Origin of the sequence: Caballeronia sp. Sq4a (assembly GCF_023170545.1) — a bacterium.
In the GTDB taxonomy this organism is placed as follows: domain Bacteria; phylum Pseudomonadota; class Gammaproteobacteria; order Burkholderiales; family Burkholderiaceae; genus Caballeronia.
In genome coordinates this window covers 2857576-2884553 of the sequence record NZ_CP084250.1, presented here as the reverse complement: position 1 = coordinate 2884553, position 26978 = coordinate 2857576, and the positions used below count along the sequence as shown (strand labels likewise).

Annotated in this window: 28 protein-coding genes; 17 read left to right on the top strand and 11 right to left on the bottom strand. The window is 64.9% G+C overall.

Annotation, left to right across the window (positions count from 1 at the left end; all coding sequences use genetic code 11):
• Positions 1 to 191 precede the first annotated feature (191 nt).
• Together LDZ24_RS13725 and LDZ24_RS13720 are read left to right on the top strand one after the other, a co-directional pair.
• Complete coding sequence (locus LDZ24_RS13725; RefSeq protein ID WP_248320788.1) at positions 192 to 986, top strand: mechanosensitive ion channel family protein; 795 nt, start codon at positions 192 to 194, stop codon at positions 984 to 986.
• A gap of 76 nt (positions 987 to 1062) precedes the next feature.
• Positions 1063 to 1266: a DUF3185 family protein gene (locus tag LDZ24_RS13720; protein WP_248320787.1), complete on the top strand. Its 204-nt coding sequence runs from the start codon at positions 1063 to 1065 to the stop codon at positions 1264 to 1266.
• Positions 1267 to 1274: 8 nt separating this feature from the next.
• Here the strand turns inward: LDZ24_RS13720 and LDZ24_RS13715 are convergent, their stop codons facing one another.
• Positions 1275 to 2051 carry a phytanoyl-CoA dioxygenase family protein gene (locus LDZ24_RS13715; protein ID WP_248320786.1) on the bottom strand — a complete coding sequence of 259 codons (777 nt, stop codon included), beginning with the start codon at positions 2049 to 2051 and terminating at the stop codon, positions 1275 to 1277.
• 315 nt (positions 2052 to 2366) lie between these two features.
• On the opposite strand from LDZ24_RS13715, the gene LDZ24_RS13710 reads away from it, so the two are divergent.
• Positions 2367 to 2717, top strand: a complete 351-nt coding sequence (locus tag LDZ24_RS13710; protein WP_248320785.1) for a hypothetical protein — start codon at positions 2367 to 2369, stop codon at positions 2715 to 2717.
• Between the two features lie 77 nt (positions 2718 to 2794).
• Here the strand turns inward: LDZ24_RS13710 and metK are convergent, their stop codons facing one another.
• Entirely contained in the window at positions 2795 to 3982 is a 1188-nt protein-coding gene (metK, locus tag LDZ24_RS13705) for a methionine adenosyltransferase (RefSeq protein WP_244847574.1), read from the bottom strand.
• A 284-nt stretch (positions 3983 to 4266) separates the two neighbouring features.
• On the opposite strand from metK, the gene LDZ24_RS13700 reads away from it, so the two are divergent.
• From LDZ24_RS13700 to LDZ24_RS13645, 12 genes are all read left to right on the top strand, one after another.
• On the top strand, positions 4267 to 5151 hold the full coding sequence (locus LDZ24_RS13700; protein ID WP_248320784.1) for a lipid A biosynthesis lauroyl acyltransferase: 885 nt from the start codon (positions 4267 to 4269) through the stop codon (positions 5149 to 5151).
• A gap of 58 nt (positions 5152 to 5209) precedes the next feature.
• The gene (dapF, locus tag LDZ24_RS13695) at positions 5210 to 6082 is read left to right on the top strand and encodes a diaminopimelate epimerase (RefSeq protein ID WP_248320783.1); all 873 of its coding nucleotides are present in this window, start codon (positions 5210 to 5212) and stop codon (positions 6080 to 6082) included.
• 34 nt (positions 6083 to 6116) lie between these two features.
• Positions 6117 to 6836, top strand: coding sequence for a DUF484 family protein (locus LDZ24_RS13690; RefSeq protein WP_248320782.1), 720 nt, complete (start codon positions 6117 to 6119; stop codon positions 6834 to 6836).
• A gap of 10 nt (positions 6837 to 6846) precedes the next feature.
• Entirely contained in the window at positions 6847 to 7770 is a 924-nt protein-coding gene (gene xerC, locus LDZ24_RS13685; protein WP_248320781.1) for a tyrosine recombinase XerC, read from the top strand.
• A 36-nt stretch (positions 7771 to 7806) separates the two neighbouring features.
• Positions 7807 to 9006 (top strand): class I SAM-dependent rRNA methyltransferase, encoded by a 1200-nt coding sequence (locus LDZ24_RS13680; protein WP_248320780.1) that lies wholly within the window; start codon positions 7807 to 7809, stop codon positions 9004 to 9006.
• A 132-nt stretch (positions 9007 to 9138) separates the two neighbouring features.
• Entirely contained in the window at positions 9139 to 10206 is a 1068-nt protein-coding gene (locus LDZ24_RS13675) for a GTP-binding protein (RefSeq protein WP_248320779.1), read from the top strand.
• Between the two features lie 517 nt (positions 10207 to 10723).
• Positions 10724 to 11140, top strand: a complete 417-nt coding sequence (gene dksA, locus LDZ24_RS13670; protein ID WP_061122132.1) for an RNA polymerase-binding protein DksA — start codon at positions 10724 to 10726, stop codon at positions 11138 to 11140.
• A gap of 344 nt (positions 11141 to 11484) precedes the next feature.
• On the top strand, positions 11485 to 12021 hold the full coding sequence (gene hslV / locus LDZ24_RS13665) for an ATP-dependent protease subunit HslV (RefSeq protein ID WP_175938755.1): 537 nt from the start codon (positions 11485 to 11487) through the stop codon (positions 12019 to 12021).
• 12 nt (positions 12022 to 12033) lie between these two features.
• Positions 12034 to 13371: an ATP-dependent protease ATPase subunit HslU gene (hslU, locus tag LDZ24_RS13660; protein ID WP_248320778.1), complete on the top strand. Its 1338-nt coding sequence runs from the start codon at positions 12034 to 12036 to the stop codon at positions 13369 to 13371.
• A 326-nt stretch (positions 13372 to 13697) separates the two neighbouring features.
• Entirely contained in the window at positions 13698 to 14780 is a 1083-nt protein-coding gene (gene ada, locus LDZ24_RS13655; protein ID WP_248320777.1) for a bifunctional DNA-binding transcriptional regulator/O6-methylguanine-DNA methyltransferase Ada, read from the top strand.
• A 196-nt stretch (positions 14781 to 14976) separates the two neighbouring features.
• Positions 14977 to 16596 (top strand): glutamate--cysteine ligase, encoded by a 1620-nt coding sequence (gene gshA / locus LDZ24_RS13650; protein WP_248320776.1) that lies wholly within the window; start codon positions 14977 to 14979, stop codon positions 16594 to 16596.
• A 141-nt stretch (positions 16597 to 16737) separates the two neighbouring features.
• A complete protein-coding gene (locus tag LDZ24_RS13645) occupies positions 16738 to 17238 on the top strand; it encodes a hypothetical protein (protein ID WP_248320775.1) in 501 nt (166 codons plus the stop codon).
• Positions 17239 to 17248: 10 nt separating this feature from the next.
• Here the strand turns inward: LDZ24_RS13645 and LDZ24_RS13640 are convergent, their stop codons facing one another.
• The gene (locus LDZ24_RS13640; RefSeq protein WP_248320774.1) at positions 17249 to 18808 is read right to left on the bottom strand and encodes a DHA2 family efflux MFS transporter permease subunit; all 1560 of its coding nucleotides are present in this window, start codon (positions 18806 to 18808) and stop codon (positions 17249 to 17251) included.
• A 99-nt stretch (positions 18809 to 18907) separates the two neighbouring features.
• On the bottom strand, positions 18908 to 19405 hold the full coding sequence (locus LDZ24_RS13635) for a MarR family winged helix-turn-helix transcriptional regulator (protein WP_248320773.1): 498 nt from the start codon (positions 19403 to 19405) through the stop codon (positions 18908 to 18910).
• 184 nt (positions 19406 to 19589) lie between these two features.
• Here LDZ24_RS13635 and LDZ24_RS13630 point away from each other — a divergent pair, with 184 nt between their 5' ends.
• Positions 19590 to 19877, top strand: coding sequence for a hypothetical protein (locus tag LDZ24_RS13630; protein ID WP_248320772.1), 288 nt, complete (start codon positions 19590 to 19592; stop codon positions 19875 to 19877).
• Between the two features lie 196 nt (positions 19878 to 20073).
• Positions 20074 to 21642, top strand: coding sequence for an efflux transporter outer membrane subunit (locus tag LDZ24_RS13625; protein WP_305854668.1), 1569 nt, complete (start codon positions 20074 to 20076; stop codon positions 21640 to 21642).
• A 9-nt stretch (positions 21643 to 21651) separates the two neighbouring features.
• On the opposite strand, the gene LDZ24_RS13620 is transcribed toward LDZ24_RS13625, so the two are convergent.
• Genes LDZ24_RS13620 through LDZ24_RS13590 form a run of 7 tightly spaced genes read right to left on the bottom strand, consistent with a single transcriptional unit; the run spans position 21652 to position 26968 of the window.
• The gene (locus LDZ24_RS13620) at positions 21652 to 22434 is read right to left on the bottom strand and encodes a type II secretion system protein N (protein ID WP_248320771.1); all 783 of its coding nucleotides are present in this window, start codon (positions 22432 to 22434) and stop codon (positions 21652 to 21654) included.
• A complete protein-coding gene (gene gspM, locus LDZ24_RS13615; protein ID WP_175938736.1) occupies positions 22431 to 22934 on the bottom strand; it encodes a type II secretion system protein GspM in 504 nt (167 codons plus the stop codon). Before gspM ends, LDZ24_RS13620 begins: the two co-directional genes overlap by 4 nt.
• Complete coding sequence (gene gspL, locus LDZ24_RS13610) at positions 22931 to 24286, bottom strand: type II secretion system protein GspL (protein WP_248320770.1); 1356 nt, start codon at positions 24284 to 24286, stop codon at positions 22931 to 22933. The genes gspM and gspL overlap by 4 nt, the downstream gene beginning before the upstream one ends.
• A gap of 31 nt (positions 24287 to 24317) precedes the next feature.
• Positions 24318 to 25430 carry a type II secretion system minor pseudopilin GspK gene (gspK, locus tag LDZ24_RS13605; RefSeq protein ID WP_248320769.1) on the bottom strand — a complete coding sequence of 371 codons (1113 nt, stop codon included), beginning with the start codon at positions 25428 to 25430 and terminating at the stop codon, positions 24318 to 24320.
• Complete coding sequence (locus LDZ24_RS13600; protein ID WP_248320768.1) at positions 25427 to 26110, bottom strand: prepilin-type N-terminal cleavage/methylation domain-containing protein; 684 nt, start codon at positions 26108 to 26110, stop codon at positions 25427 to 25429. Before LDZ24_RS13600 ends, gspK begins: the two co-directional genes overlap by 4 nt.
• Entirely contained in the window at positions 26088 to 26486 is a 399-nt protein-coding gene (gene gspI / locus LDZ24_RS13595; RefSeq protein ID WP_248320767.1) for a type II secretion system minor pseudopilin GspI, read from the bottom strand. Before gspI ends, LDZ24_RS13600 begins: the two co-directional genes overlap by 23 nt.
• Positions 26486 to 26968 (bottom strand): GspH/FimT family pseudopilin, encoded by a 483-nt coding sequence (locus tag LDZ24_RS13590; protein WP_255774822.1) that lies wholly within the window; start codon positions 26966 to 26968, stop codon positions 26486 to 26488. Before LDZ24_RS13590 ends, gspI begins: the two co-directional genes overlap by 1 nt.
• Between the last annotated feature and the right edge of the window lie 10 nt (positions 26969 to 26978).

Below are 26978 nucleotides of genomic sequence, written 5' to 3'. Positions count from 1 at the left end.
GCGGTTTTGGACTAACTTTGACAATCGTGAAGCTGGTGGATGCGCGCGGCTGCTCTATGCTCGCGAATCGACCAAAGCCGTCAATGTTAAGCCAATCGGCGACGGCGCGAGCGCCGGGCATCCGTGTCCCGATATGCGGGAGCACACGGCGCGCCGCCCGGTCAACGCACACATCGCACAAGGAGCACTCAATGGATTCAATCGACAAACTGCGCCCGGCCTACGACTTCATGCTCACGCTCGGGCTGACGTACGGCATCAACATTCTGATGGCGATCCTGATCGTCGCCGTCGGCTGGTGGATCTCGAACATCGTCGCCAACGCGCTGCGGCGCACGCTCAACCGCACGAACGTCGATGCCACGCTGACGCCGGTGCTCGCCAGTCTCGTGATGTGGGCGATACGCGTGGTCGCCATCGTCGCGGCGCTCGGCAAGTTCGGCATTGCGGCGGCGAGCATCCTGACCGTGCTCGGCGCGGCGGGGCTTGCCATCGGACTGGCGCTGCAGGGCACGCTGCAAAACATCGCAGCCGGTTTGATGTTGCTGCTACTGCGGCCGTTTCGCGTGGGCGACTATATCGAGGGAATCGGCGTGACGGCGGGCACGGTCAACGAGATCGGACTTTTCACCACGCGGCTCACGAAGGCGGACGGCGTCGTCATGTACGTGCCGAACAGCATCATCTGGGCGAATCCGGTGACGAACTACAGCGCGAACGAGCAGCGGCGCGTCGTGCTCAATTTTCTGGTGCAGCACGGCCAGGACGTCGAGCGCGTGCTCGGCGAGCTGCGCAGGCTCGTTACGGGCGATGCGCGCATCGTGCAGGACGGCGCGTCGGCGCCGTGGATCGCCGTCACCGATTACACCGATACCGGCGTGAAGTTCAACGTCGGCGTGTGGACGCGCGCAAGCGACCATCCGGCCGTGCAGGCCGACTTGCTGCGCCAGATCCAGCCGCTCACGCGCGTGCCCGTCGCGGCGTGACTTTGGCCTGACTGGACGCTCTGCGGCGTGCCTTGTAAGCTGGCGCGCCCTATCCCGAAACTAACGAGGATCCTTGATGACCCGAGCGATTTCCCTTGCCTTGCTCGTCGGCGGCATCGTGCTTTTGTACTTCGGCGGGCAGTCGTTTCACTCGTTGAGCAACGACGTCTCGCGCTTCTTCACGGGCTCGCCGACCAGCAAGACGATCTGGCTGATCGCGGGCGGCATTGTCGCGTCGCTCGCGGGGCTGATCGGACTGGCGCTGCCCTCGAAACGCTGAACGCTCGCTCAGACGAGCGCGACTTCCGGTTTCGACGCGGATCGCGTGCCCGGCAACGCCGCGTTGCTCGCGCCGCGATACGTGTAGACGAGCGAGAACTTCACCTGATCGGTGAGATTCTTGCCTGCGGAATGCAGCGTGTTGCAATGAAAGAACACGACGTCGCCCTTGGCGAGCTTGGGCGAAACCGCCGTGTGAATCAGCGCCGTGTTTTCCGGCAAATCGGCGCGGAAGAATTTGGCTTCGTCGAATCGGTCCGACGTGAACGCGAGCTTGTGGGATCGCGGCACGAACCACAGCGCGCCGTTTTCGACAGTTTCATCGCCGAGCGCGACCCACGCGGAAACCAGATCGTCGCGCTCGAACGCCCAGTAACGCACATCGCGATGCCAGCCCGTCAGGCTGCCGTACGCCGGGTGCTTCGTCATCACGCAGTTGTGATGCGCGCGCGATAGATACGGCGTTTCGCCGAAGTACAGTTCCATCCAGCCGCGCACTTCCGGCGATGTCGCGAACTCCGCGAATAGCGGGTGGCGCCCGTACGCGTCCAGAAGCCGCCGCACGGTATGTCCGCCCGGCGCGTGCTTCGATTCCGGCGCGCCGGGATACTTCAGGTCGGCTTCGTATTCAAGCGGCGCGGCGGCTTCGGCCAATTGACGCTGCGCGACCTCGCGCAGCGCGTCGCAGCGCGCCTCGGACACGAGCCCCTTCACGATGACGAAGCCCATTTGGCGCAGCTCGTGCACCTGATCACTCTTCGATTTCAGCGACGTTTGTTCAGACATGTTGGTCGGCCTCGGCGCGGCTTCGATATCGCCTCATGCAGCCAGCGCAATACCCGGAAATTGGGGCGAATACGGGCATTGTAAGTCGCACGGGCCGCAAAGGCGCTCGCAGCATGGCTCGCGCGCCGCGCCGTGAAGGGACTGCTTCAGTAGCCGGCAGGGAAAACGCGGACTTACGACAGTCACGCACGTCCGGTACATTGGCCGCATCGTTTCGGTGCAACTTCGCTGCCGGGGTTGAATCGAAGCCTTGAACGCTATTTTTGAGACGACTACTGTCGAGTTTGCCACCACGCAGACGAACCTATCGCCGACATGAACCACCGAATCGCTAAGGGCCTTCGACGCGCCGCATCCCGTGCCGCTCGGCCCGCCCGGCGCGGCATGATCCGCGCGTTGCGACATCATTCCGCTCGCACGCAGGCGCTTGCGCCGCAACCCACGAACGCGCATCCGGTCGATGGCATCCGCTCCTGGTTTCGCGGATTCTTTCTGAATCTGCGCGCGCGCGCCGCCTCGCGCGACGTGTCGCTGCGCACGCTGCTGCGCCGCCCAATGCAACTGCGCGCGCCATCACCCAAGCCGCGAGCGGCCGCGCTGACAAGCCGCCGGCCGCGTCGCACGTCGGCGACCAGCGCCGGCTGGTACGCGTTCGCGGTGCGCTGAAGAAAGACGCGCGTCGCCCCCAAAAAAAACCGGCAGGCGCGATGCCTGCCGGTTTTTTATTTATCGCGCCCAAAGGCTTACGCCACGCGCACCACCGGTTCCGTGCCGGCAGCTTCAGCCAGCAACAGCGCCTTGTCCGCGGCTTCCCACGAGAATTCCGGCTCTTCGCGGCCGAAGTGACCGTACGCCGCCGACTTTTCGTAGATCGGGCGCAGCAGATCGAGCATCTGAATGATGCCCTTCGGACGCAGATCGAAATGTTCGAGCACGAGCTTGGTGATCTCGGCATCCGACACGCGGCCGGTGCCGAACGTGTTCACCATCACCGACGTCGGACGCGCGACGCCGATGGCGTACGACACCTGAATCAGGCAGCGCGACGCCAGACCGGCCGCGACCACGTTCTTCGCGACGTAACGGCCGGCGTACGCCGCCGAGCGGTCCACCTTCGACGGGTCCTTGCCCGAGAACGCGCCGCCGCCGTGCGGAGCCGCGCCGCCGTACGTATCGACGATAATCTTGCGGCCCGTCAAACCGCAGTCGCCTTGCGGACCGCCGATCACGAACCGGCCCGTCGGGTTCACCAGGAACTTGATGTCGCCCTTGATGAGTTCCTTCGGCAGCGTCGGCTTGATGACTTCTTCGATCACGGCTTCGCGCAGTTGCGGCAGCTCGATGTCCGGCGCGTGCTGCGTGGAGAGCACGACGGTGTCGATGGAGTGTGGCTTGCCATCCACGTAGCGCACGGTGACTTGCGACTTCGCGTCCGGACGCAGCCAGGGCAGACGGCCGTCGCGGCGCAGGTTCGCCTGACGCTCGACGAGACGGTGCGACAGGTGAATGGGCAGCGGCATAAGTTCGGGCGTTTCGTCGCACGCGTAACCGAACATCAGGCCCTGGTCGCCCGCGCCCTGGTCGAGATTGTCGTCGTGCGCCTTGTTCACGCCTTGCGCGATATCCGGCGATTGCTTGTCATACGCGACGAGCACCGCGCAGCCGCGATAGTCGATGCCGTAGTCCGTGTTGTCGTAACCGATGCGCTTGATGGTGTCCCGCGCGATCTGGATGTAATCGACGTTGGCGGTGGTCGTGATTTCGCCCGCGAGGACGACGAGACCGGTATTGCAGAGGGTTTCCGCCGCGACGCGCGAGTATTTGTCCTGAGTCAGGATGGCGTCGAGAATAGCGTCGGAGATTTGGTCGGCGACCTTGTCCGGGTGGCCTTCGGAAACGGATTCGGAGGTAAACAGGTAGTCGTTCGACACGCTTCAGACTCCAATTAAGTACGGTTGAGATTCACGTAGCCGACTTCGTTTGGAGTCTGAAGCGGCGACGCTTTAGCGGATGTCCTTTCTCCGTCCTGAACCTCGATGCACGCGATGCATGCATTCGGCTCAGGCCGGCTTCGCCCCGCAAGTTGTCCATTAACTCGGCGAAGGTCTTATTATACCGGTTTCCCGTGTTTTTACAGAGTCGAACGCTTGTCGTCATTCGTCCCGCGCTTATCCTCCGCCGGTAGCCGCCGCCCGTATGTTCGCGGGAGCACCTCATGTTAGGGCGCATCGGCGTGTCGCTCGCCATCGGCTTTCTGAAGTTTCTCGCCATCATTCCTTACGGCATTACCGCGCGTTTCGGCGATGCCCTCGGCTGGCTGCTTTATAAGATTCCGAGCCGGCGCAAGCGCATCGTGCATACGAACCTCAAGCTCTGCTTTCCCGAATGGTCGCCGGAGCGCCGCGAGGAAGTCGCGCAGATGCACTTCCGCCATGCCATTCGCAGCTATGTCGAGCGCAGTGTGCAGTGGTTCGGATCGGCGAAGAAGCTGGAAAAGCTGATCGAAGTGGACAGCGCCGTCGATCTCAGCGATCCCGACCTGCCGCCCACGCTCTTTCTCGGGCTGCACTTCGTCGGCATCGAGGCGGGGTCGATCTTTCTGAACTACTCGCTGCACCGGCAATGCGGATCGCTGTATCAGCCGTTTTCGAATCCGCAGGTCGAAGAAATCGCCAAGCGGCAGCGCGCCCGCTTCGGCGCGGACATGGCGAGCCGCGCGGACAGCGCGCGCATCGTGCTGCGCTGGCTGCGCGACCGCAAGCCCGTCATGCTGGGCGCGGACATGGATTACGGCATGCGCAATTCCACCTTCGTGCCATTCTTCGGCATTCCGACGTGCACGCTGACGGCTGTCGGCCGGCTCGCGAAGACGGGCAAGGCGCAAGTGGTTCCGTTCATCGGCGAAGTGCTGCCGGACTACAAGGGTTATCGGCTGAAGATCTTCGAGCCGTGGCAGAACTACCCGACCGGCGACGACGATGCCGACGCCCGCCGCATGAACGCGTTTCTCGAAGAGCAGATTCCGCGCATTTCCGAACAGTATTACTGGGTTCACAAGCGCTTCAAGACGCGGCCGCCGGGCGAGGCGAGTTTTTATTGAGCCGCGCGGCGCCAAGCGGCACGAAACGCCGCACCGAGGCTCACATACAATAGCGGCCATGAAACTCAAGTTCACCAAGATGCAGGGCGCGGGCAACGACTTCGTCGTGCTCGACGGCTACTCGCAGGCGCTCGATCTGAGCGCCGCGCAGGTTCGCGCGCTCGCCGACCGTCATTTCGGCGTCGGCGCGGATCAGCTGCTGCTCGTCGAAAAGCCGACCGTCGATGGCGTGGACTTCAAGTACCGCATCTTCAATTGCGATGGCGGCGAAGTCGAGCATTGCGGCAATGGCGCGCGCTGCTTCGTGAAGTTCGTGCGCGATCGCGGGCTGACCGCTGCTTCGACGGTGCGCGTGCAGGTGCAGAAGGGCGTCATCACGCTGACGATGCAGGACAACGGCGAAGTGACGGTCGACATGGGCGCGCCGGTATTCGATCCGCCGCGCGTGCCGTTCGACGCGAGCGGTCTCGACGGCCGCAGCGAAGGCAACGATACGCTCTGGCCGCTCGATGTCGGCGGAAAGACGCGCTGGGTGTCGGTCGTGTCGATGGGCAATCCGCACGCGGTGCAGGTCGTGGACGACGTCGAAGCGTATCCCGTGCTCGCCGAAGGGCCGCAGATCGAGCGCCACCCGCGCTTTCCGGAGCGCGTCAACGCGGGCTTCATGCAGATCGTGGATCGGCATTCCGTCAAACTGCGCGTCTTCGAGCGCGGCGCGGGCGAAACGCTCGCCTGCGGCACGGGCGCATGCGCGGCGGTGGCCGCAGGCATCCGGCGCGGCGTGCTGGATTCGCCGGTGCGCGTCGAGACGCACGGCGGCACGCTCACGATCAGCTGGGACGGCGCACGCGACGAATCCGCCGCGCTTTTCATGGCCGGACCCGCCGCGACGGTCTTCGAAGGCGAGATCGAGCTTTCGGACATCGGCTGACTTGAGCCCACGCATTCAAACGTATCAGGCAAACATGAATCCACGCGAAGTCGCCGACTATCTGCTCGACAACCCCGATTTTTTCGTCGAGCACGCCGAACTGCTCGGCACCATCCGGCTTTCGAATCCGCACGGCAAGTCGGCTGTGTCGTTGCAGGAACGCCAGATGGAAATGCTGCGCGACAAGAACAAGCAGCTCGAGCGGCGGCTCGCCGAACTGCTGCGCTACGGCCACGAAAACGACAGCATCGCCACGAAGTTCAACCGCTGGACCGTGCGCGTGACCGGCCAGCGCGACCCGTACGCGCTGCCGTCCACCATCAGCAAAGGACTGTGCGAAGTGTTCGACGTGCCGCATGCCGCGCTGCGCATGTGGGATGTCGATGAAGCGTATCGCCAGGCGGATTTCGCGCGCCATGTCGGCGAGGAAGTGCGCATTTTCGCGGGCAGCCTCGACGCGCCGTATTGCGGCGCGAACAGCGGCTTCGCGGCGGCGCAGTGGCTCGGCGTGGCGAATTCGGCATCGGCGTCCAGCGGCGCATCGCTGGAAGACGCGTCCGCCGAACGCGGCATTCAGTCGATTGCGCTGGTCGCGCTGCGCGATCCGCAAGCCGGCCCGGATGCGCCCGCGTTCGGCCTGCTCGTGATGGGCTCGCCCGACGCGCGGCGCTTCCACGACGGCATGGCGACGGATTTCCTCGCGCAGATCGGCGTGCTGGCGAGCGCGGCACTGTCCCGCCTTCTGCCGAACTAAGCGACGCGACATGCAGCCCGCCGACCACATCGCCGCTTATCTCGCGATGCTCGAACACGAGCGGCGTCTGTCGGAGCACACGCTGCGCGGCTACACGTACGAACTCGGCGAACTGCGCGCGCTCGCCAAGGGCCGCGCGCTCGAAACGCTGACGGCCGCCGACATGCGCGGCGCGGTCGTGCGCGCGCACGCGGCGGGGCTGTCGCCGCGCTCCATCGCGCATCGGCTGTCGGCGTGGCGCGCGTTTTACCGCTGGCTCGCCGAACGCGTCGACATGTCCGCGAATCCGGTCGCGACGGTGCGCGCGCCGAAGCGCGAAAAGACGCTTCCGAAGGCGCTTTCCGTCGACGACGCAATGGCCCTGATGGACGCGCCGCGTGCCGACAGCACTGAAGCATTGCGCGATCAAGCCATGCTCGAACTGTTCTATTCGTCGGGGCTGCGGCTTTCGGAACTGGTCGGGCTCGATGTCCGTCACGTCGATACGAAGGAACATCAGTCCGCCGGCTGGCTCGATCTGGCTGCAGCCGAAGTCACCGTGCTCGGCAAAGGCAAGCGCATGCGCAAGGTGCCGGTCGGCCGCAAGGCGATCGATGCGCTGCGCGCGTGGATCGACGTCCGCGGCGAATTCGTCAAGCTGGACCCGCACGCGCTCTTTCTTTCCGTGCGCGGCAATCGCATGTCGCCGGGCGTGGTGCGCGAGCGCGTCAAGCGCATGGCGCTCTTGGCCGGCATTCCGGCGAATGTGCATCCGCACGTGCTGCGGCATTCGTTCGCCACGCACGTCTTGCAGTCGAGCGGCGACCTGCGCGCGGTGCAGGAACTGCTGGGTCATGCGAGCATCACCGCGACGCAGATCTATACATCGCTGGACTTTCAGCACCTTGCTCGTGTCTACGACTCGGCGCATCCGCGCGCGAAGAAGCGCGACTAACACCGCGGCGCCATGCGCGCTGCTCCGATCATCGCAATGAACACCATCACGCTCAAACCGGCGAAGGACAAGTCGCTCGTTCGCCGCCATCCGTGGATTTACGCGAACGCCATCGCGCGCATCGACGGCAATCCCGCGCCCGGCGCGACTGTCACCGTGCGCGCCGCCGATGGCCGCTTTCTCGCGCGCGCGTCGTACAGCCCGCATTCGCAGATTCGCGCCCGCGTCTGGACCTTTGACGAAGCCGAGCCCGTCGATCACGCGTTCTTCAAGCGCCGCGTGCAGCGGGCGGTCGCGCATCGGCAGACGATGGTCCGCGATACCGGCGCGACGCGCCTCGTCTTCGGCGAAGCGGACGGCTTGCCGGGTCTGATCGTCGATTACTACGTCGCCGATCAAGGCTCGCGCGCGCAGCTCGTCTGCCAGTTCATGGCGACGGGCGTCGAGGCGTGGAAGACGGCGATCGTCGATGCGCTGATCGCCGCGACCGGCTGCCCGAACGTCTACGAACGCTCCGATGTGTCGATCCGCCAGAAGGAAGGGCTGGAGCAGACGACCGGCGTGCTCGCGGGCGATCCGCCGCCGGACACGCTCATCACGAACGAATGCGGCGTGCGTTATCACGTCGACGTGAAGCACGGCCACAAGACCGGTTTCTACGTGGACCAGCGCGACAACCGCGTGCTCGTGCAGCAGAACGCGCAAGGCCGCGACGTGCTCAACTGCTTCTGCTATACGGGCGGCTTTTCGCTCGCGGCGTTGAAGGGCGGCGCTGCGCGCGTGGTGTCGGTGGATTCGTCCGGCGAGGCGCTCGCGCTCGCGCGTGAGAACGTCAAGGCCAACGGCTTCGACGCGGAAAAGGCCGAATGGCTCGACGCCGACGCCTTCAAGACGCTGCGCCGTCTGTACGACGAAGGGCAGCGTTTCGACCTGATCGTGCTCGATCCGCCGAAGTTCGCGCCGTCGCGCGAAACCGTGGACCGCGCCGCGCGCGCGTACAAGGACATCAATCTGAGCGGCTTTAAGCTGCTGCGTCCGGGCGGGCTGCTGTTCACCTATTCGTGCTCGGGCGCGATCGATGCAGACTTGTTTCAGAAGATCGTCGCGGGCGCGGCGGCCGATGCCCGCGTCGATGCGCGCATCCTGAAGCGCCTGGGCGCGGGCGTCGATCACCCGCTGCTCACGGCGTTTCCGGAAGGCGAGTACCTCAAGGGCCTGCTGTTGCAAATCGCGTGAGCGGCCTTATCTGGCTGCGGCAAGGTCACGCGGCGCAAAGCGTCCGCTTAGCGAATATGTTTCAATAACCGATTCAGTGCGCCACCGACCGGCCGCGCGATTCCGAACACTGACAAGGAAACAGGCGACACCATGATTCCCGTAACCATCCTGACCGGCTTTCTGGGCAGCGGCAAAACCACGCTGCTTAAACGCATCCTGAACGAGAAGCACGGCATGAAGATCGCCGTGATCGAGAACGAGTTCGGCGAAGAGAACATCGACAACGAAATTCTCGTGCAGGAAACGAACGAGCAGATCATCCAGATGAGCAACGGCTGCATCTGCTGCACGATTCGCGGCGATCTGGCGCGCGCGCTGGAAGACCTCGCGAACCGCAAGAAGGCGGGCACGCTCGACTTCGACCGCGTGGTGATTGAAACCACGGGTCTCGCGAATCCCGGTCCGGTCGCGCAGACGTTCTTCATGGATAACACGGTCGCCGACGAATTCCTGCTCGACGCGATCATCACGCTCGTCGATGCGAAGCACGCGAACGCGCAGCTCGACCAGCACGAAGTGGTGCAGCGGCAAGTCGGTTTCGCGGACCGGCTGTTCATCACGAAGTCCGATCTGGTGGATGCAGACGCGCTCGAAGCCCTGAAGCACCGGCTGGTGCACATGAACCCGCGCGCGGCGATCAAAGTCGTCAACTTCGGCGATGCCGACATCAAGGAAATTTTCGATCTGCGCGGCTTCAACCTGAATTCGAAGCTGGAAATCGATCCGGACTTCCTCGCGGAAGACGAGCACGATCATGACCACGATCACGCGCACGACGATCACGACCACGCCACCTGCGGTCACGACCACAGCCACGATCACGAGCATCATCATCACCACCATCACGCGCACCACGACGACAAGATCAAGTCGTTCGTGTATCGCAGCGACAAGCCGTTCGATCCGAACCGCCTCGAAGACTTCCTCGGCGGCATTTTGCAGATCTATGGCGAGCGGCTGCTGCGCTACAAGGGCGTGCTCTATATGAAAGGCGTCGATCGCAAGGTCGTCTTTCAGGGCGTGCATCAGATGATGGGCAGCGACCTCGCCGCCAAATGGATGCCGATCGAGAAGAAGAACAGCAAGATGGTGTTCATCGGTATCGAGCTGCCGAAAGATCTGATCACCGACGGCCTCGACGCCTGCCTGGTGAAGTAACGACCCGGCACGCATTTCGCTGATCTGCGCCAAGCGCGCGAAAGGCGGGACGCAACGTCGATGCGAAGATGCGCCGCCCGCGAGCCTCGCCGGCGGCGTTTTTCTTGGGCGTTTATTGTCGCGGTTATGTAGTCGCGCCCACCAAGCGACATCGCTTTTTGCGTGTTCAGGCGTTATATTTTTGAAATTCCGGCGGCTTTCGACAGGGTTTTCCTCGGTTATCGTCGGAAATTGCGGTTCAGTTACAATACAGCCCCACTGGAGAAGGGCGAATCCGTTCGGCGCATACGAATACGGGCGTTGGCCGTCGGATGTCAGAAAAGGATGCCCCGGCGGACGATCTGCTGATAGGCCGCGAGGGCCATAAGGCGAGCGTTGAAACGGAGCAGCCAATATCGGTTTCCAGAGGAGTTCGGCCCCGCATCGAGTGTCGCGTGACGCCAAAACGCTGCATGCATGCGGGCAACGCAAGTGCGGGCGTTGCCAAGACATCGCCTTACATTGAAGAAGCAAGCAGATGACAACGAAACTCTTGACCGAAGCCGAAATCCTGAAGATGAGCGAGAAGGACTACATGAACGAGGAACAACTCGCCTTCTTCAAGAACCGGCTCGAGCAGTTGCAAGCGGACATTCTCAAGAATGCCGGCCAGACGACGGAAAACCTGCGGGAAACGGTGATCGTGCCGGACCCGGCGGACCGCGCGACCATCGAAGAAGAGCATGCACTGGAACTGCGCACGCGCGACCGCGAACGCAAGCTGCTGAAGAAGGTGCAGCAATCGCTCGCGCGCATCGAATCCGGCGACTACGGCTGGTGCGAAGAAACCGGCGAGCCGATCGGCATTCCGCGTCTGCTCGCGCGCCCCACGGCCACGCTCTCGCTCGAAGCGCAAGAGCGCCGCGAACTGCGCCAGAAACTCTTCGGCGACTGAAGCGGCAAGCGCGGCGAACGGTGCGGGCCCGCCCGCAACGGGGAACGCGCCGCCGCGAAAATCCGCGAAGTCGGGCGCTGGCACGAACAAAAGGCACACGTGAATCGTGTGCCTTTTTGCTTTTCGGGCGTCCACGAAACCCACACCTTGATAATTCCGGCCGCGCCCTAAACTGATCTCGACGCGCCCGCTCATCGCGAAGGCGCGCGCGCGGCGCCGTACGCTTCGAGCCTTCCGGCCAGGCGGAACCCCGCGCCGTGCACTCCATCGAATTCTCGACTGCGTGGCGGCTCGTCACTGATCGCAAGCCGCCCGCGTTCTTCTGGTTTTCTTAAGGAACGCACATGGAACAATTTCACGGCACGACCATCGTCTCCGTGCGACGCGGCGGCAAAGTCGCGTTGGGCGGCGATGGTCAGGTGACGCTCGGCAACATCGTCATGAAGGGCGGCGCCAAGAAAGTGCGCCGCATCTATGGCGGCAAGGTGCTGGTCGGCTTCGCCGGCGGCACGGCCGACGCGTTCTCGCTGCTGGATCGCTTCGAAGCGAAGCTGGAGAAGCACCAGGGCAATCTGACGCGCGCCGCCGTCGAACTGGCGAAAGACTGGCGCACCGACCGCATGCTGCGCCGTCTCGAAGCCATGCTGATCGCCGCCGACGCGCAGGCCACGCTCGTCATCACCGGCAACGGCGACGTGCTCGATCCCGAAAACGGCATCTGCGCGATCGGCTCCGGTGGCGCGTATGCGCAAGCCGCCGCGCAGGCGCTCGCGGAAAACACCGAGCTCTCGCCGCGCGATATCGTTGAAAAGGCGCTGACCATCGCCGGCGATATGTGCATCTACACCAACCACAATCGCGTCATCGAGACGATCGAATAAAGGAACCCAGCGATGACCACCATGACTCCCTCCGAAATCGTCTCCGAACTCGACAAACACATCATCGGCCAGGGGCGCGCCAAGAAGGCGGTTGCCGTCGCGCTGCGCAACCGCTGGCGTCGCCAGCAGGTCGCCGAGCCGCTGCGCCAGGAAATCACGCCGAAGAACATTCTGATGATCGGGCCGACGGGCGTCGGCAAGACCGAAATCGCGCGGCGTCTTGCGAAGCTCGCGGACGCGCCGTTCATCAAGATCGAGGCGACGAAGTTCACCGAAGTCGGCTACGTGGGCCGCGATGTGGACAGCATCGTGCGCGATCTGATCGAAATCTCCGTCAAGCAGACGCGCGAGGCGGAAATGAAGAAGGTGCGCACGAAGGCGGAAGATCGCGCGGAAGACCGCATTCTGGATATCCTGCTGCCGAGCGCGCGCCCGGTCGGTTTCGGCGCGGCCGAAGCGACCAGCGAAGGCGATAACACCACGCGCCAGACGTTCCGCAAGCGCCTGCGCGAAGGCGCGCTGGACGATAAGGAAATCGAACTGGACGTCGAGTTGCCGCAAGTCGGCATGGACATCATGGGCCCGCCGGGCATGGAAGACATGACCGAGCAGATTCGCTCGATGTTCGCGAACATCGGCGGCGGCAAGAAGACGCGTCGCAAGGTGAAAGTGAAGGAAGCGCTGAAGCTGCTCACCGACGAGGAAGCCGGCAAGCTGCTCAACGACGAAGAGGTCAAGACGAAGGCGGTGCAGAACGTCGAGCAGAACGGCATCGTGTTTCTGGACGAGATCGACAAGATTGCGTCGCGCAGCGAAGTCGGCGGGGCGGAAGTGTCGCGCGCGGGCGTGCAGCGCGACCTGCTGCCGCTCGTGGAAGGCACGACCATCAACACGAAGTACGGGATGATCAAGACGGATCACATCCTGTTCATTGCGAGCGGCGCGTTTCACCTCGCCAAGCCGAGCGATCTGATTCCCGAACTGCAAGGGCGTTTCCCGATTCGCGTCGAGCTGGATTCGCTGTCCGTGGGCGATTTCGAGTCGATCCTGAATTCGACCGATGCGAGTCTCGTCAAGCAGTACAAGGCGCTGCTCGCCACCGAAGGCGTAGAACTGGATTTCGCCGAGGACGGCATCCGGCGTCTGGCCGAAATCGCGTTCTCCGTGAACGAGAAGACGGAGAACATCGGCGCGCGGCGGCTCTATACGGTGATCGAAAAGCTGCTGGAGGAAGTATCGTTCGCGGCGGGCAACCACGCGGGCCAGCCGGTGAAGATCGACGCGGCGTACGTGGATCGCGCACTGGGCGATGTCGCGGAAGACGAGGATTTGTCGCGCTACGTGCTTTAAGTCGCACCGGCAAAGGGAGAACCGGGCCTTCGCGCCCGGTTTTTTTTCGCCTGGTGCGCGAGAAGGCAAAAAAAAGCCCGCCTAGTCGGCGGGCTGAATCCATATCAGGAGGAGACATGGAGGAGACAGTTCCAATCATACACAGCGGGTTGATGCGACGCAATAGAAATTTTAGTAAAAACCCCTATGGCGTCGATGTGTGGTATCTGCGCGTCACTTTTTGTTGCAACGCTGGACGAGCCGAAAATGACAGAGCAAGGAACGGCGCGTAACCTCACCGGCACGGCTTTACATTGGACGCGTACCCTGAAGCCGCCGAGGTCATCATGAACGCCGCTGAATTCCCCCGCTATCAAACCGACGAAAGCCGCTGGCAAGCCGTCGCCAAGCGCGACGCCCAAGCCGACGGCGCATTCTTCTTCGCCGTGCGCACGACCGGCGTGTTCTGCCGGCCGTCATGCGCGTCGCGGGCGCCGCGTCGCGAGAACGTCTCTTTCTTCACGACGACCGACGAAGCGCAAGCCGCCGGATATCGCCCGTGCAAGCGCTGTCAGCCGACGAGCCTGCCGCGCGAACTCGCCATTGTCGAGCGCGCGTGCAAGGTGCTCGACGCCGATCCGCAGCAGCGCATGACGCTCGCGCAACTGAGCGACGCCGTGCATGTCAGTCCGTTCCATCTGCAAAGGCTGTTTTCGCGGATCGTCGGCATTTCGCCGCGGCAGTATCAGGCCGCGAGGCGGGCAGGCGTGCTGCGCGACGCGTTGCAGCGCGGCCGCGACGTCACGCGCGCGGCGCAGGACGCGGGCTTCGGTTCCTCGTCGCGCATGTACGAGGCCGCGCCCGCCGAACTGGGCATGACGCCTTCCGCGTATCGGCGCAAGGGCGCGGGGCTGACCGTGCGTTATGCTACCGCCGCCACGCCGCTCGGGGCCGTGCTCGTCGCCGCGACCGACAAGGGCGTCTGCAAGATCGCATTCGGCGACGATCCCGCCACGCTCGTCGAGCAACTCGCGGCCGACTTCGCGCTCGCCGAGCGCATGCGGGACGACGCGCGCATGGAGCCGTTCATCGCGCAGATTCGCGCGTATCTGCACGGCACGCGCGAGCGTTTCGATCTGCCGCTCGACATCGGCGCGACCGCGTTTCAACAGCGCGTGTGGGACGCGCTGCGGCAGATACCGTATGGCGAGACGCGCAGCTACACCGACATCGCCGCGTCGGTCGGTTCGCCGGGCGCGGTGCGGGCCGTCGCCAGCGCGTGCGCGTCGAATCCAGTGGCGCTCGCGATTCCGTGTCATCGCGTGATCGGCAAGGACGGCGCGATCGCGGGCTATCGCTGGGGACTCTCGCGCAAGGAAGCGTTGCTGGACACCGAGCGCGCGCATAGCGAAGCAGGAAAGGTCGCCTGAGAGCCGGATTTCGGCCGAAGCGCCCGGCGTCGAACGACGCGCGGGCGCTTTTTCGTTGCATCGGCGTTTCGCGTCGATCGCGCTGCGAACCGCGCCAATCGGTGCCGCAAGCACGGGCAACACCGAGATGTTAAAGTGCCCGCTACCCGAAAATTTGACCGAGCGCGTTCCAGTGCGCTCTTCGCAGAACGCTTCAATGGCAAACACGAATCCCGCTCACTCCGCAGCCGGCGCGTATCGGCGCAGGCTCGCCGCGCTCGCGTCGGGCTCGCATGCCGACGCCCTGCGCCAGGGCTTGCGCGGCATCGAAAAAGAAAGCCTGCGCGTGACGCTCGAAGGCAAGCTCGCGATGACGCCGCATCCGCGGTCGTTCGGCTCGGCGCTCACGCATCCGCTTATCACGACGGACTACTCCGAAGCGCTCGTCGAACTCATCACGCCCGCCGAGCCGGACGCCGCGCGCGCGCTGGAGCGGCTCGACGCGATCCATCGCTTTGCGTACGCGCATCTCGGCGACGAACTGCTGTGGAACCACTCGATGCCGAACGCGTTGCCGCCCGAGAACGAGATCCCGCTCGGCTATTACGGCACGTCGAACATCGGCAAGCTGAAGCACGTGTATCGCCGCGGACTCGCGCTGCGCTACAGCCGCACGATGCAATGCATCGCCGGCATTCACTACAACTATTCGCTCGACGAAAACGTGTGGCGCGCGTGGCAGGCGCTCGATCCGGCGAGCACGCTGTCGTTGCAGGACTTCCGCTCGGAGCGTTACTTCGCGCTGATCCGCAATTTCCGCCGCACGAGCTGGCTCTTGATGTATCTGTTCGGCGCGTCGCCGGCGCTGGATAAGCGCTTTGTCGAAGGCAAGCCGCATCAGCTCGAAGCCTTCGACAGCGACACGTTCTATCTGCCGCATGCGACCAGCCTGCGGATGAGCGATCTCGGCTACACGAACAATCCGGCGCAGGCCGATCTGCTGCCGAGCTACGACCGTCTGGACGCTTACCTCGACGTGCTCGCGAAAGCCGTGAGCCAGCCGTACGCGCCGTACGAAGCCATCGGCACGCAGCGCAACGGCGAGTGGGTGCAGATCAACACGAACGTGCTGCAAATCGAAAACGAGTTCTACTCGACCATTCGCCCGAAGCGCGTCACGCGCTCCGGCGAGCGTCCGCTGCACGCACTGGCCGAGCGCGGCGTGCAGTACATCGAAGTGCGCTGTCTGGATATCGATCCTTTCGCGCCGGCCGGCATCGCACTTGAGACCGCGCGTTTTCTGGACGCGTATCTGCTCTACTGCGCGCTCGAAGACAGCCCGCTGTTGCCGCGCGAGGCGAGCATCGAAGCAAACGACAACTTCAGCGCCATCACGAAGGAAGGACGCAAGCCGGGCCTCACGCTGCGTCGCGACGGCGCGAAAGTGTCCATGCAGCAATGGGCGAACGAATTGTTCGATGCGATTGAGCCGGTCGCCGACACGCTCGACGCGCTTTCCGGCAGCGACGACCACATTCGCGCGCTCACTGCGCTGCGTCCGCGCATCGCGGATGCTTCGCTGACGCCGTCGGCGCGCGTGCTTCAGACGATGCGCGACAAGCAGCAGTCGTTCGAAGAATTCGCGTTCGACATCAGCCGCGAGCACGCGGAATACTTTCGCCGTCGCCCGCTGCCGCCTGAAGAAGAGCGCAAGATGGAAGCGCTCGCGGCGCAGTCGCTCGCCGAGCAAGCCGCCATCGAACGCGAGCAGACCGAGCCTTTCGACGCGTTCATCGCCGCGTACGGGAACTACAAGCCCGACAGCGTCGGTGTCTGAGCGCACACAACGAGCCGTTTTTTCTTGCTGCGCCGTGGCGCGTGCGGCAAAAACGACGTGTTTTGCAACAGAGCGAAACGCGCCGAACACCGTACGCGCGTGCGGGCCAAAATCGGCTTTTTATCGACTATCGGGAATGCGATGAACTACCGACTCATCAGCGCAGCCGCGTCGCTGGCCTTGATCGCCGGATGCGCGGCCGAAACGCAGGTCAGCAGCCAGACGATCGAGCAGGCCACCGCGCCGCTCACCTGCATGAGCAAGCTCGAATGCGACGCCTGGTGGGCGCGCGCTCAGGTCTGGGTGACGAATCATTCCGAGTACAAGTTGCAGGCCATCACCGATTCGGTGATTCAGACGGCGGGTCCGTCGAGCGGCAAGCGCGCGCTCGCGTATCAGGTCACGAAGACGCCGAGCAACGAAGGCACCGCGACCATCGGCTTCGCGGCGCACTGCGACAGCCCGCTCGGATGCGATCCGAATCCGTGGCAGGCGGGCGCGGACTTCAAGCAGTTCGTGCGCAACGGCACGTCGCGGCCCGTGAGCGCGACGCCGCAAGCCGTTCAGCAGCCGCAGCAGATGCAGTCCGTGCCGCTGAATCTGGACAGCCAGCCGGCGCAATCCGTCACGCCGATTCAGTGACGCCCGCGCGTCAATGCCCCATCGACGCCGACGCGCCCTTGCGCGGACGCGTCAACCAGACCATCGCGGCGAGCACCAGAAACGCATAGAACGAGACGCGGAAGAAGTCGTTGGTCGACATCATGTACGCCTGCGCGGCCACGACGCGATCCAGTTGCGCGGTGAGCGCCTGCCCCGACAGGCCGACGCCCGCGAGCAAATCGGAATAGGCGGTGGTCGTCTGCGCGTACGGCGTGACCGATTCGGTGAGCACGGCGTGATGCCGGATCATGTCGTTTTCCCAGAACGTGGTGCTCACCGCCGTGCCGATCGCGCCCGACAGCGTCCGCAGAAAGTTCGACAAACCCGCCGCGCCCGCGAGCCTTTCGTCGGAAACGCTGGAGAGCGTGATCGTCGTCATCGGCACGAAGAAGCACGCCACGCCGATGCCCTGGATCAGACGCGGATACACGATGTCGTGAAACGGCGTGTCGAGCGTGAACGTCGAGTTCCAGTACGACACGAAGGCGAACACGATAAACGCGAAGCTCGCCACGACGCGCAGGTTCATGCGATGCATGTTCTGGCCGATCATCGGCGAAAGCACCAGCGCGAGAATGCCGACCGGCGCGGTCGCGAGTCCGGCGAGCCACGGCGTGTAGCCGAGCACCGTTTGCAGCCACAGCGGCAGCACGACGACCGACCCGAAGAACGCGAGAAAGCCGAGCGACGTGATGAGCACGCCCATCGCGAAATTGCGGTCGCGAAAGAGCGACAAGTCGATGACCGGCTCTTTCTCCGTGATCTCCCAGACGAACATGAACGCGAGCGAGATGGCCGCGATGATCGCCAGCGCCACGATGAAGTTCGAATTGAACCAGTCGCGGTCCTTGCCGAGGTCGAGCATCATTTGCAGACTCGCGACGCCGATCACAAGCAGCGCGAGCCCCACGCCGTCGATGCGCTGATTCGTCGTCTTCGTCTCATGGCCGCGCAACAGGAAGTACGCGATAGCCGCCGAGAACACGCCGATCGGCACGTTGATATAGAAGATCCACGGCCACGTGTAGTTATCGGTGATGTAGCCGCCCATCACCGGGCCGAAGATCGGCGCGACGATCACGGTCATCGCCCAGAGGCCGAGCGCGAGCCCGCGCTTCTCCGGCGGATAACTGCGCATGAGGATGGTTTGCGAGAGCGGGACCATCGGGCCGGAGACGAGGCCTTGCAGCAGCCGGAACGCGATCAGCGACTCGAAATTCTGCGCGAAGCCGCACAGCGCCGAGGCGACCGAAAACAGCAGCACGGAAATGGTGAAGAGTTTGACCTCGCCGACGCGCCTCGCGAGCCACCCGGTCAGCGGCACCGCGATCGCGGACGCGACCGAATACGACGAAATGACCCAGGTTCCTTCGCTCGTCGCGACGCCGAGGCTGCCGGAAATCGTCGGCACGGCGACGTTGGCAATGGACGTATCGAGCACTTCCATGAACGTGCCGAGCGCGAGGCCCATCGTCAGCAAGGCGAGGATGCCGCCGGTCAATGGAGCCGGGGCGGCGGGATCGGGCGCGGTCGTGGCGGTCGTTGACATTGTTCTTGTGCTCCAGCGCGTGGATTATGCGTGACGCGGCATTCTCTGCCCAGACAGTGATTAGGGCAACTCGTGCCGGCTTAAAGTCGATGAATTGCTCTAGTCGGCGTCGGGGTCGTCGAGCCCGCAGCCTGCGCTCGCGTCCGTCGGCGAATTGCCGATGATGCGCGCCAGCATGGCGATTAGAAGGTCCAGTTCCGCGCGGCTGAAACCGTGCAGTTGCTGGTTGAGCACCGCCGCGCCGATGGCCGGCAGCCGCGCGGCGGCGTCCTGGCCGCGCTCCGTCAACGTGAGTTCGACGATGCGCCGGTCCGCGTCGCTGCGCGTGCGACTGACGAAACCTTTCTTCTCCAGCCGGTCGAGCATCCGGGTCATCGACCCGCTGTCATAGGACATCTCTCGCGACAGTTCGAGCGGCGTGCGCGCCCGCCCCGACGCCAGCGAAAGGATGACGCCGATCTGCTGTGACGTGAGATCGAGCGGCTTCAGCGCCTCATCCGTGCGCGCGACCAACACATTGCGCGCCTTCGCGAGGTGATAGCCGAGGCTCGTTTCGAGGCGGATCGTGGCGGGATCGTAGAGCGGTTCGCTATGCATGCGGTTTGACGTCGGCGCGGCGTGCCGCGAAACAACAGTTCGGTAAAAAGCAATCGCCAGTATCTTGAAAAGTAGTTGCATAGTCAATATTATTCTATGCAACGAGTTATGCGCTTCATGCGCCGCCCGAGACTATGTTTTGATCCCAGCTGCGTCGTTCGAACGACGCTTGAAGAGACCGTAAATGACCCGCTTCGCAGAGACCGCCCGCACCGCCAGCCGACGCATCGGCCAAGTCAGCAGCACGATCGCCAGTGCTTCCCGTCACTTCGTCCCGCCGAAGCTGAATTCGTGGAAGCTCGCGCTTTATCTGATCGTGTTCCTGCTGCCGGGCGGCTCGCTGGCGGTGCTCGGAATGGGCTGGTTCGAGAATCGGCATCGGCGCAAGGGCGCAGCTTCCGAGAAAGCGGGCAGTGCGTCGTCGCGCACGCTGATCGGCGGGCCGTGCGCGGGCGGCTCGACCGGCCGTTGAATCGCGTTCATCGTCGCGAGTAACGCGCCGTAACCTATATCTTCCCGCACGTAACACCCGCCTTACGGCTAAGCCGTTACCCTAACGTCTGCCCGACGCCCGCTGCGAACCGCGCTGCGGGCGTTCCGTTACTATCTCGGCTGACCGCGTTCGCCGCGCCGGACGAACCGCCGCCAACCGAATTCTCGACAAGCAGATGCCGTATCGCCCCGCCGTTTCCGCCTCCATCGCGTCCCGCCGTTCCGCCGTTCGCCGCACTGAGCGCAATCTGAGCGCCATTTCGATTGCCGCTGCCTGCGCAATGTCGATCGCGGGTTGCGCCGTCGGCCCGGATTATCAGCGGCCCGCCACGCCCATGCCCGCCGCCTTCAAGGAAGCGCCCGAAGGCTGGAAAGTCGCCGAGCCCGCCGACCGCACGGACCGCGGCGACTGGTGGAGCGTCTACGACGACGCGCAACTGAACGATCTCGAAACGCGTCTGAACCGGTCGAACCAGACCATCGCGCAGTACGCGGCGGCGTATCGCCAGGCGCGCGCGCTGGTCGGCGAAGCTCGGGCGGCGTATTTCCCGACCATCGGGGCGTCCGCGTCGGCGTCGCGTTCGGGCAGCCGCCTGACGAACGGGACAGCCACGAGCCGCAGCACGGTCGGCAACGACTACAGCCTCGCGCTCGATGCATCGTGGGAGCCGGACTTGTGGGGCAGCATCGGCCGGACGGTGATGGCGCAGAAGGCGGGGCAGCAGGGCGCCGCAGCGGACCTCGCCAACGCGCGTCTGTCCGCTCAGGCGACGCTCGCGCAGACGTACTTCCAGTTGCGCGCGCTCGACGCGCAGCAAAAGCTGCTCGACGAGACCGTCGCCGCGTATCAGCAGTCGCTCAGGCTCACGCAGAACCAGTACGCGCAAGGCATCGTCGCGCGCTCGGACGTGATTCAGGCGCAGACGCAATTGCAGTCGGCGCAGGCCGCGGCCATCGACAACGGCGTGGCGCGCGCGCAATACGAACATGCCATCGCGGTGCTCGTCGGCGAGCCGGCGTCGACGTTCTCGCTCCCCGCGATGCCGCTCGACGCTACGCCGCCGACCGTTCCCACCGCGATGCCGTCCGCGCTGCTGGAGCGGCGTCCGGATATCGCGTCGGCCGAGCGGAAGGCGGCGGCGGCGAACGAACAAATCGGCATCGAGATGGCGGCGTATTTCCCGACGCTGACGCTCTCGGCGCAAGGCGGGTTCGAAAGCACGGTGTTGTCGCAACTGCTGCGCGCGCCGTCGCGTTTCTGGACGCTCGGGCCGGATATCGCCGCGACGATTTTCGACGGCGGCTTGCGCGCGGCGCGCACGGAAGCCGCCCGCGCCGCCTACGATCAGAACGTCGCGACGTATCGGCAAACGGTGCTGACCGCGTTTCAGGACGTCGAAGACAATGTCGCGTCTCTGCGCATTCTGGAGAAGGAAATCGTCGTGCAGCAGCAGGCGGTTCAGTCCGCGCAGCAGGCGCTCGCCATCATCAACAATCAGTACAAGGCGGGAACGGTCGCGTTCATCAGCGTGCTGACCGCGCAGACCACGGCGTTCACGGCAGAGCAGAAGCTCGCGAGCATCGCGGGCCAGCGCATGGTGGCGTCGGTGGGGCTGGTGAAGGCGCTGGGCGGCGGCTGGGACGTCGCGCAGATGAACCGCGAGACGGGCGGCGTAGAAGCGCCGGCGCCGGCTTCCGCGCCAGAGGCGATGTCCGCGACGGGGAAGAACGCAGCCGGCGGCTGATTTCGCGCTCTAATAATGGTTGAACGTCAGCGCGACGGTATCCGGATCGGTGTGTCGGCCGAGCAGATTCAAGAGTCCCGCGAGATTTTCGCGCTGCGCCGGTTCAGCCTTCGCGGTGCCTTCGAAGGTCGTCGCGTCTTGCGAGATCACGCCGCTGCCGGTCAAGAGCAGCGGGCCTCGGGTTGTCGAGAGATCAATGCTCGCCGTCGCCCCTTGCGCCTGCAACGCGACGCGGTACGACCCGAGCGGCTTGACCCGTGACACGCGCGAAGCCATGTCGTCGAGCGTCACCACGAACTGTCCGTAAGCGTTCCTGCCGAGCAAGCGGAATTCGGTCCACGAAAGCCGCACCGTTCCCTCGAAATTCAGCGTATTGAACGGCGCGCCCAGACCGGCGAGCAGCGTTGCCGGAACCGCGATTCCGCCCGCCGAAAGCGTCGCGCCACGCGTCGTGGCATCGACGATCACGGCGTCGGGCATCGCCTCGGTCTGCCGCATGGTCATGTGCACGCGGCCGGTGAAAAGCGGCCAGAACGCCGTCGTCCATTCGATGCGCCCCGGCAGCAGCGTCGCGCCGGAGCCGTCGCTGCTCGCCGCGAGCATCAGCGTTGCCGAGCCGCGCCAGAGTGAACCCGACGGATCGGCGAGATTGACGTGGCCGCCCGTCGCCTTCGCGAACTGCGGCGTGATCCACGCGGCGGGCATCATCACGAGCAGCGTGCCCGCCACCGAGAGCACCATCACGATGAGTCCCGGCAGCGCGAGCCTGAGTCGGCGAGTCCAGTAGCTCATTTGACGCTGGCCGGTTGCAGCGATGCCGTCAGGTCCACCTGACCGTCCGGCTTGAGCGCCTGAATGTGCGCTTCCGACACCTGCACCTTGAACTGCTTGCGCGCGTCGTCGAGCCACATCGTCCAGTTCGGAAACGACGCGTTCTTCAACTGAATCTGCACCGCCGCGCCAATGACCTGCACCTGCGTCGGCTGCATGTTGTTGTCCGCGAGCGACTTCGCGAGCGCATCGCGCAGCGCGCCGCCCGTCGGCGTCACGCCCTCGGCGCTGCCCGCGAGCGAGCGCGCTTCGTTAGCCTGCGCGGTCATCGTGGCGAGCTGGCGCTGCATCGTCGGCAAGGTGTCGCGCAGGCGGGCGCGGCCTTCATACGCGGGCGCCCACAGCACGAGATAAACCAGCGCGATGCCGAGCAGCAGGCCGCCCCACATCAACAGCGTCTTTTCGCGCGGCGTGCGCGCCTCCCAGAACTCGGAGAGCGTTCGTCCGATTTCCGCTTTCATTGGCCGCTCCTGATGGTCCATTTGCCGGTGTTCGTGTCGATGGCGCCGTTCAGCCCGTTGGCCGCGAGGCGCTTGCCGAGGTCAGGATCGACCTTGATGTCCGGCTTGAAAGTCACTTCCAGATGACGGTCCCGATAATCCAGCCCGGCGATGCCGTTCACCGGCACCGGGCCGAGCGAGCGCGCGAGGCCGTCCGCGAGCGACAGAAAATCCGACGGCGACAGTTCGCCCGACGCCACGCGCAGCCGGTCGAGATTGCGTGCCATCTGGTCGGGCGCGTCGAGCACGGTCGTGGTCTTGGGGAACGCGTTGAGCAGCAGTTCGGTCATCTGCGCGTTGATGGCGTCGCGCTGGCGCGAAAGCTGAATCCACTGCACGTTGATGCCGACAATCGACACGATGACCGACGCCGCCACGAGCGCGATCGGCACGCGCAGGCGGCGCATGGTCGCGCGGTCGAGCCGCCACGGCTGCGCCGCGAATTCGAACTGGCACAGGTCGAAGCGGCTCGCGAGCGCGTTGCGGGCGAGCGCTTCGAACGCGAGCGGCTGCGCGCCCGCGACGGCCGCATGTTTGCCCGACGCCGCGAGGCGCGGCTCGTCGCCGGGAATGTCGGCGAGCGAATACAGCGTGAACGGATGCCCGCCCGCCAGCGCGTCGAGCGTCGGCGCAATCGAATCGACGGGCAGCGCGAGCCCTTCGCCGAGCGCCGCGCGTTCGCCGCGCGCGATGGCGATTTCCACGCGCGGCGCGCCGCCGGTCCCGGGCGCCGCCGCTGGCACGTCGCCGATCAGCGCGGGCGCGGTCGAAATCACGTTGCCGAGCAATCCCGCGATGAAGGGCGTCGGCGGCGCTTCCGCTTCGGCGGCTTCGTCTTCGCCTTCCGGTGTCTCGATGACAGGCGCGGCGGCCGGAACGGGCAGGCAGCGCATGGCCGGTACCGCCTTCAGATTGCGATGCCCGGTGCTCATGAACGCATCGCAGACGAAGCGGAACCAGCCGCGATCGATGACGGCGACCACGCGCCTTCCGTCGGCGAGCGCGACCGGATCGACCGCGATGTGGCACGTCTGCGGGTCCTGGATCAACTGGTCTTCGACCACGTTCGGCAGCGCCTGACGCAGCCTCGGACCTTTGAGCGGCGGGACGGTAGCGGCGAGCAGCAGCGTGTCGCGCGCCGCGACGATCAGCACGGTCGCGTTGGCGCGCGGCAGAAGGCCGACAGCGGCGCGGCCGGCGCGCTGCGTCTCGCCGCGCTTGTCCAGCAGCAGAAACGGCAGGTCGGGCAGTTGCCACTCCTGCGAGCGCACGGCGGGATCGCGCGGCGGTAATAGAACGATCAGTGTGCTCAAAGGCCACTTCCTCTTGTCAGTAACAGCGTCATCAGAGCGCGTCGCGCGTAAAGACGATGCGCGTGGTGTGCGTCGTCGGATCGCGATACACGAGCGTCATGCGCTCCAGTTGCGCGCGCTCATGTTCGACGCGGCCGTGAATCACAAAATAGCGCGTGGTCACGTCGAGCTGGTTCGGATCGATCGACGTGGAACGGACGCCCGCGCCGGTCAACGCGAGCTGCACGTTGCCGATGTCGTGGAAAAACACCGTCTCACGCCGGGCGACGAACGCCTGCGCCTGCGAAAGGCTCATGCCCGGCACCACGGCCGCGATCACCGTGGCGGGCGCGGTGTTCATGTTCACGGCGGTCGTCGTCGGCAGCACGGTCACGAACGGCCGCAGCTTCGCGACCGCTTCGGCCGAAAAGCCTGGCACGTCGAGCAGCGAATCCACGCTGATCATTTGCAGCGGCGCGACCGGCGCGTCGCTATCGGCGTCCTTGAGGCCGGGATCGTCGGTGAAATTGCCGCCGCCCGTGCCGCCGCCTTGCGCAATCGCCGCCATGGCCTCCGCGGGCGAGCTCGCCGCAGTCGCGCCGTTGCCCGTCTGCGTCTGGAAGCGCGTGGCGGAGCGCGAGAGTCCCGCGCGCATCTGCAAGGCCACCGTCTTCGCGAGCGATCCGTTGATGCCGAGCATCGTCAAAAGCCGCTGGAACGCCTGAATCTGCTCGACGTTGATGGTGAGCACGCCGGGCGTCGGCGTCGCGACGAGGTTGCGCAAGTTGAACTTCGCCTGCGCGTCCTCGATGGAGCCGGACAGAAACGTCTGCGCGCCTTCCTGCGAGCGCACTTCGCCGATCTGCCCGAGGAAGTCGGAGAGCTTCGTCTTCGCGATCGGCACGCCCCACACGCCGCCGAGATACGTGACGGTCGGCGATGTATCGGCTTCGGAACGCAGAATGAGCCGCGTCCAGTCGAGCGCGCTGCGCGAAATCCACTGCGCCTGCGCAAGCAGCCGCTGATTTTCGATGCGCCGCACTTGCACCTGCTGCCGCCACAACATGCCCGAGACGAGAATCGACGAGAGCGCGACCACCAGCAACGCGCTGATGATCGCGACGCCGCGCTGTCTTTTGCTCAGGCCCGAGGCACGCATCGTCATTCTCCGACCAGAAACACGCGCGTGATCGGCACGCGCAGATTCGGCGCGCCAACCGCCACCTGAATGCCCGACACGGCACGCGCGAGCGGCGCGTTGCCGAGTTGCGGCACCTTCAGATTGTTGTCGTTCTCGTTGATCTGCGAAAGCACGTCGGCCATGCGCGTGGTCCAGCCCTTCTGCGGAATGTAGACGCGCGTTGCGAGCGACCGGACGCCGCCCAGCAACGGCACGGCGCTCCAGCCATCGGCGGTATCGCTCGACGACAGCGCGCGCCGCACCTCGCCCACGTTTTCCAGCGGCGGCGACGCAAATCGCACGATGCGCCCGTCCGTCAGCCGATACCGCACCACCTGCAGGCGCGGCGCGGTGGCGGGCGCGAACACGCCGCGCACGATCTGCAGCGTGCCGTTGCCGAGCGAGACGGCGGGCTGGCCGGCTTCGTCGTCGGTCGCGGCCTGACGCGCGTCGATGCGCATCTGGTCGAACAACTGCGCGACCACGCGCTCGTCTTCCATCGCGTTCGTGATGGTCGCGCGGCCGCGAATGATCTGGTCCAGCCCGCGCCACGACAACACGGCGATCACCGCGAGAATGGCGATGGCGATGAGCATTTCGAGCAGCGTGAAACCGCGCTGCCGGCGCGCCGCGCGGCGCGAATCAGAGCGAACGATTCGTTTCATTCGCCACCACCGTGACCATCTGCGCGAGATAACCGGCGCGCCCGGGCGTCGCGACGAACATTTCGACGCGACGGAAAATAGGATTCGGCGTCGCCGAGACGCGCTGCGTGCAGACGAGCTTCAGATTGCCCTGCGAGCAGTCGAAGGTGCGCGAGCCGATATCCGGAAACACATGCGCGAGCCGCAGTTGCGCGAGTTCGTTGTCCGCGCTCCAGCCTGCGAGCAGACGCCGATGCAGGTCCGCTTCGCTCGTCGCCATCGATCCGACCGCGCGCAGCGACGCCGCGAGCGCCACCGCGAGGATCGCCAGCGCGACGAGCACTTCGATCATCGTGAAGCCGCGTTGTGCGTCGCGTTCTGTGGATCGCGCGCGCATCACCGCACCTGAAAGCGGCCGTTGCCGCTGCCGATGATCGTCGCGCGCCCCACCGCCGAGACGAGCGTGATTTCCATGGGCGTGTCGATGGCTTCGGTGCCGAAGACGAGCCGGCTCACGGTCTTGTCGGAATCGAGAAATTGAATGCTCACGCTCGTCACGCCGCCTTCCCAGCGGCGCGCGCGCAAGAGGTCGTCGCGCAGCGGGCGCCAGCCGTCTTCGGTGCGAATGTCGAAGCGGAACCCGCCTTCCACCGGCTGAAACGCGATCGGCCGGGCGCGCACTTGCGCTTCGTCGCCCGCCGATTCGAACAGCAGCGCGAGCCGTTGCGCTTCTTCGTTCAGATCCGTGCGCGGATTGCGCGTGAGCTGCAGCGACGCGAGCGACACGAGCAAGCCCGCGATGACCAGCACGACGAGCATTTCCAGCAGCGTGAAACCCGCATTCCGACGCGCCGCCCTGTGCCTGCCGTGCCTGTTCACTTCACGTTCC

Excerpts from the sequence above, each read along its gene's own strand:
- LDZ24_RS13675 (WP_248320779.1), top strand. The coding sequence starts at position 9,139 with ATGATTCCCGTAACCATCCTGACCGGCTTTCTGGGCAGCGGCAAAACC.
- gshA (WP_248320776.1), top strand. The coding sequence starts at position 14,977 with ATGGCAAACACGAATCCCGCTCACTCCGCAGCCGGCGCGTATCGGCGC.
- gspI (WP_248320767.1), bottom strand. The coding sequence starts at position 26,486 with ATGCGCGCGCGATCCACAGAACGCGACGCACAACGCGGCTTCACGATG.
- gspM (WP_175938736.1), bottom strand. The coding sequence starts at position 22,934 with ATGAAAGCGGAAATCGGACGAACGCTCTCCGAGTTCTGGGAGGCGCGC.
- xerC (WP_248320781.1), top strand. The coding sequence starts at position 6,847 with ATGCAGCCCGCCGACCACATCGCCGCTTATCTCGCGATGCTCGAACAC.
- dapF (WP_248320783.1), top strand. The coding sequence starts at position 5,210 with ATGAAACTCAAGTTCACCAAGATGCAGGGCGCGGGCAACGACTTCGTC.
- LDZ24_RS13630 (WP_248320772.1), top strand. The coding sequence starts at position 19,590 with ATGACCCGCTTCGCAGAGACCGCCCGCACCGCCAGCCGACGCATCGGC.
- LDZ24_RS13640 (WP_248320774.1), bottom strand. The coding sequence starts at position 18,808 with ATGTCAACGACCGCCACGACCGCGCCCGATCCCGCCGCCCCGGCTCCA.
- LDZ24_RS13680 (WP_248320780.1), top strand. The coding sequence starts at position 7,807 with ATGAACACCATCACGCTCAAACCGGCGAAGGACAAGTCGCTCGTTCGC.
- gspK (WP_248320769.1), bottom strand. The coding sequence starts at position 25,430 with ATGACGATGCGTGCCTCGGGCCTGAGCAAAAGACAGCGCGGCGTCGCG.
- LDZ24_RS13635 (WP_248320773.1), bottom strand. The coding sequence starts at position 19,405 with ATGCATAGCGAACCGCTCTACGATCCCGCCACGATCCGCCTCGAAACG.
- LDZ24_RS13710 (WP_248320785.1), top strand. The coding sequence starts at position 2,367 with ATGAACCACCGAATCGCTAAGGGCCTTCGACGCGCCGCATCCCGTGCC.
- LDZ24_RS13620 (WP_248320771.1), bottom strand. The coding sequence starts at position 22,434 with ATGAGCTACTGGACTCGCCGACTCAGGCTCGCGCTGCCGGGACTCATC.
- ada (WP_248320777.1), top strand. The coding sequence starts at position 13,698 with ATGAACGCCGCTGAATTCCCCCGCTATCAAACCGACGAAAGCCGCTGG.
- LDZ24_RS13715 (WP_248320786.1), bottom strand. The coding sequence starts at position 2,051 with ATGTCTGAACAAACGTCGCTGAAATCGAAGAGTGATCAGGTGCACGAG.
- LDZ24_RS13700 (WP_248320784.1), top strand. The coding sequence starts at position 4,267 with ATGTTAGGGCGCATCGGCGTGTCGCTCGCCATCGGCTTTCTGAAGTTT.
- hslU (WP_248320778.1), top strand. The coding sequence starts at position 12,034 with ATGACCACCATGACTCCCTCCGAAATCGTCTCCGAACTCGACAAACAC.
- LDZ24_RS13720 (WP_248320787.1), top strand. The coding sequence starts at position 1,063 with ATGACCCGAGCGATTTCCCTTGCCTTGCTCGTCGGCGGCATCGTGCTT.
- LDZ24_RS13600 (WP_248320768.1), bottom strand. The coding sequence starts at position 26,110 with ATGAAACGAATCGTTCGCTCTGATTCGCGCCGCGCGGCGCGCCGGCAG.
- LDZ24_RS13625 (WP_305854668.1), top strand. The coding sequence starts at position 20,074 with ATGCCGTATCGCCCCGCCGTTTCCGCCTCCATCGCGTCCCGCCGTTCC.
- dksA (WP_061122132.1), top strand. The coding sequence starts at position 10,724 with ATGACAACGAAACTCTTGACCGAAGCCGAAATCCTGAAGATGAGCGAG.
- LDZ24_RS13725 (WP_248320788.1), top strand. The coding sequence starts at position 192 with ATGGATTCAATCGACAAACTGCGCCCGGCCTACGACTTCATGCTCACG.
- hslV (WP_175938755.1), top strand. The coding sequence starts at position 11,485 with ATGGAACAATTTCACGGCACGACCATCGTCTCCGTGCGACGCGGCGGC.
- LDZ24_RS13645 (WP_248320775.1), top strand. The coding sequence starts at position 16,738 with ATGAACTACCGACTCATCAGCGCAGCCGCGTCGCTGGCCTTGATCGCC.
- LDZ24_RS13690 (WP_248320782.1), top strand. The coding sequence starts at position 6,117 with ATGAATCCACGCGAAGTCGCCGACTATCTGCTCGACAACCCCGATTTT.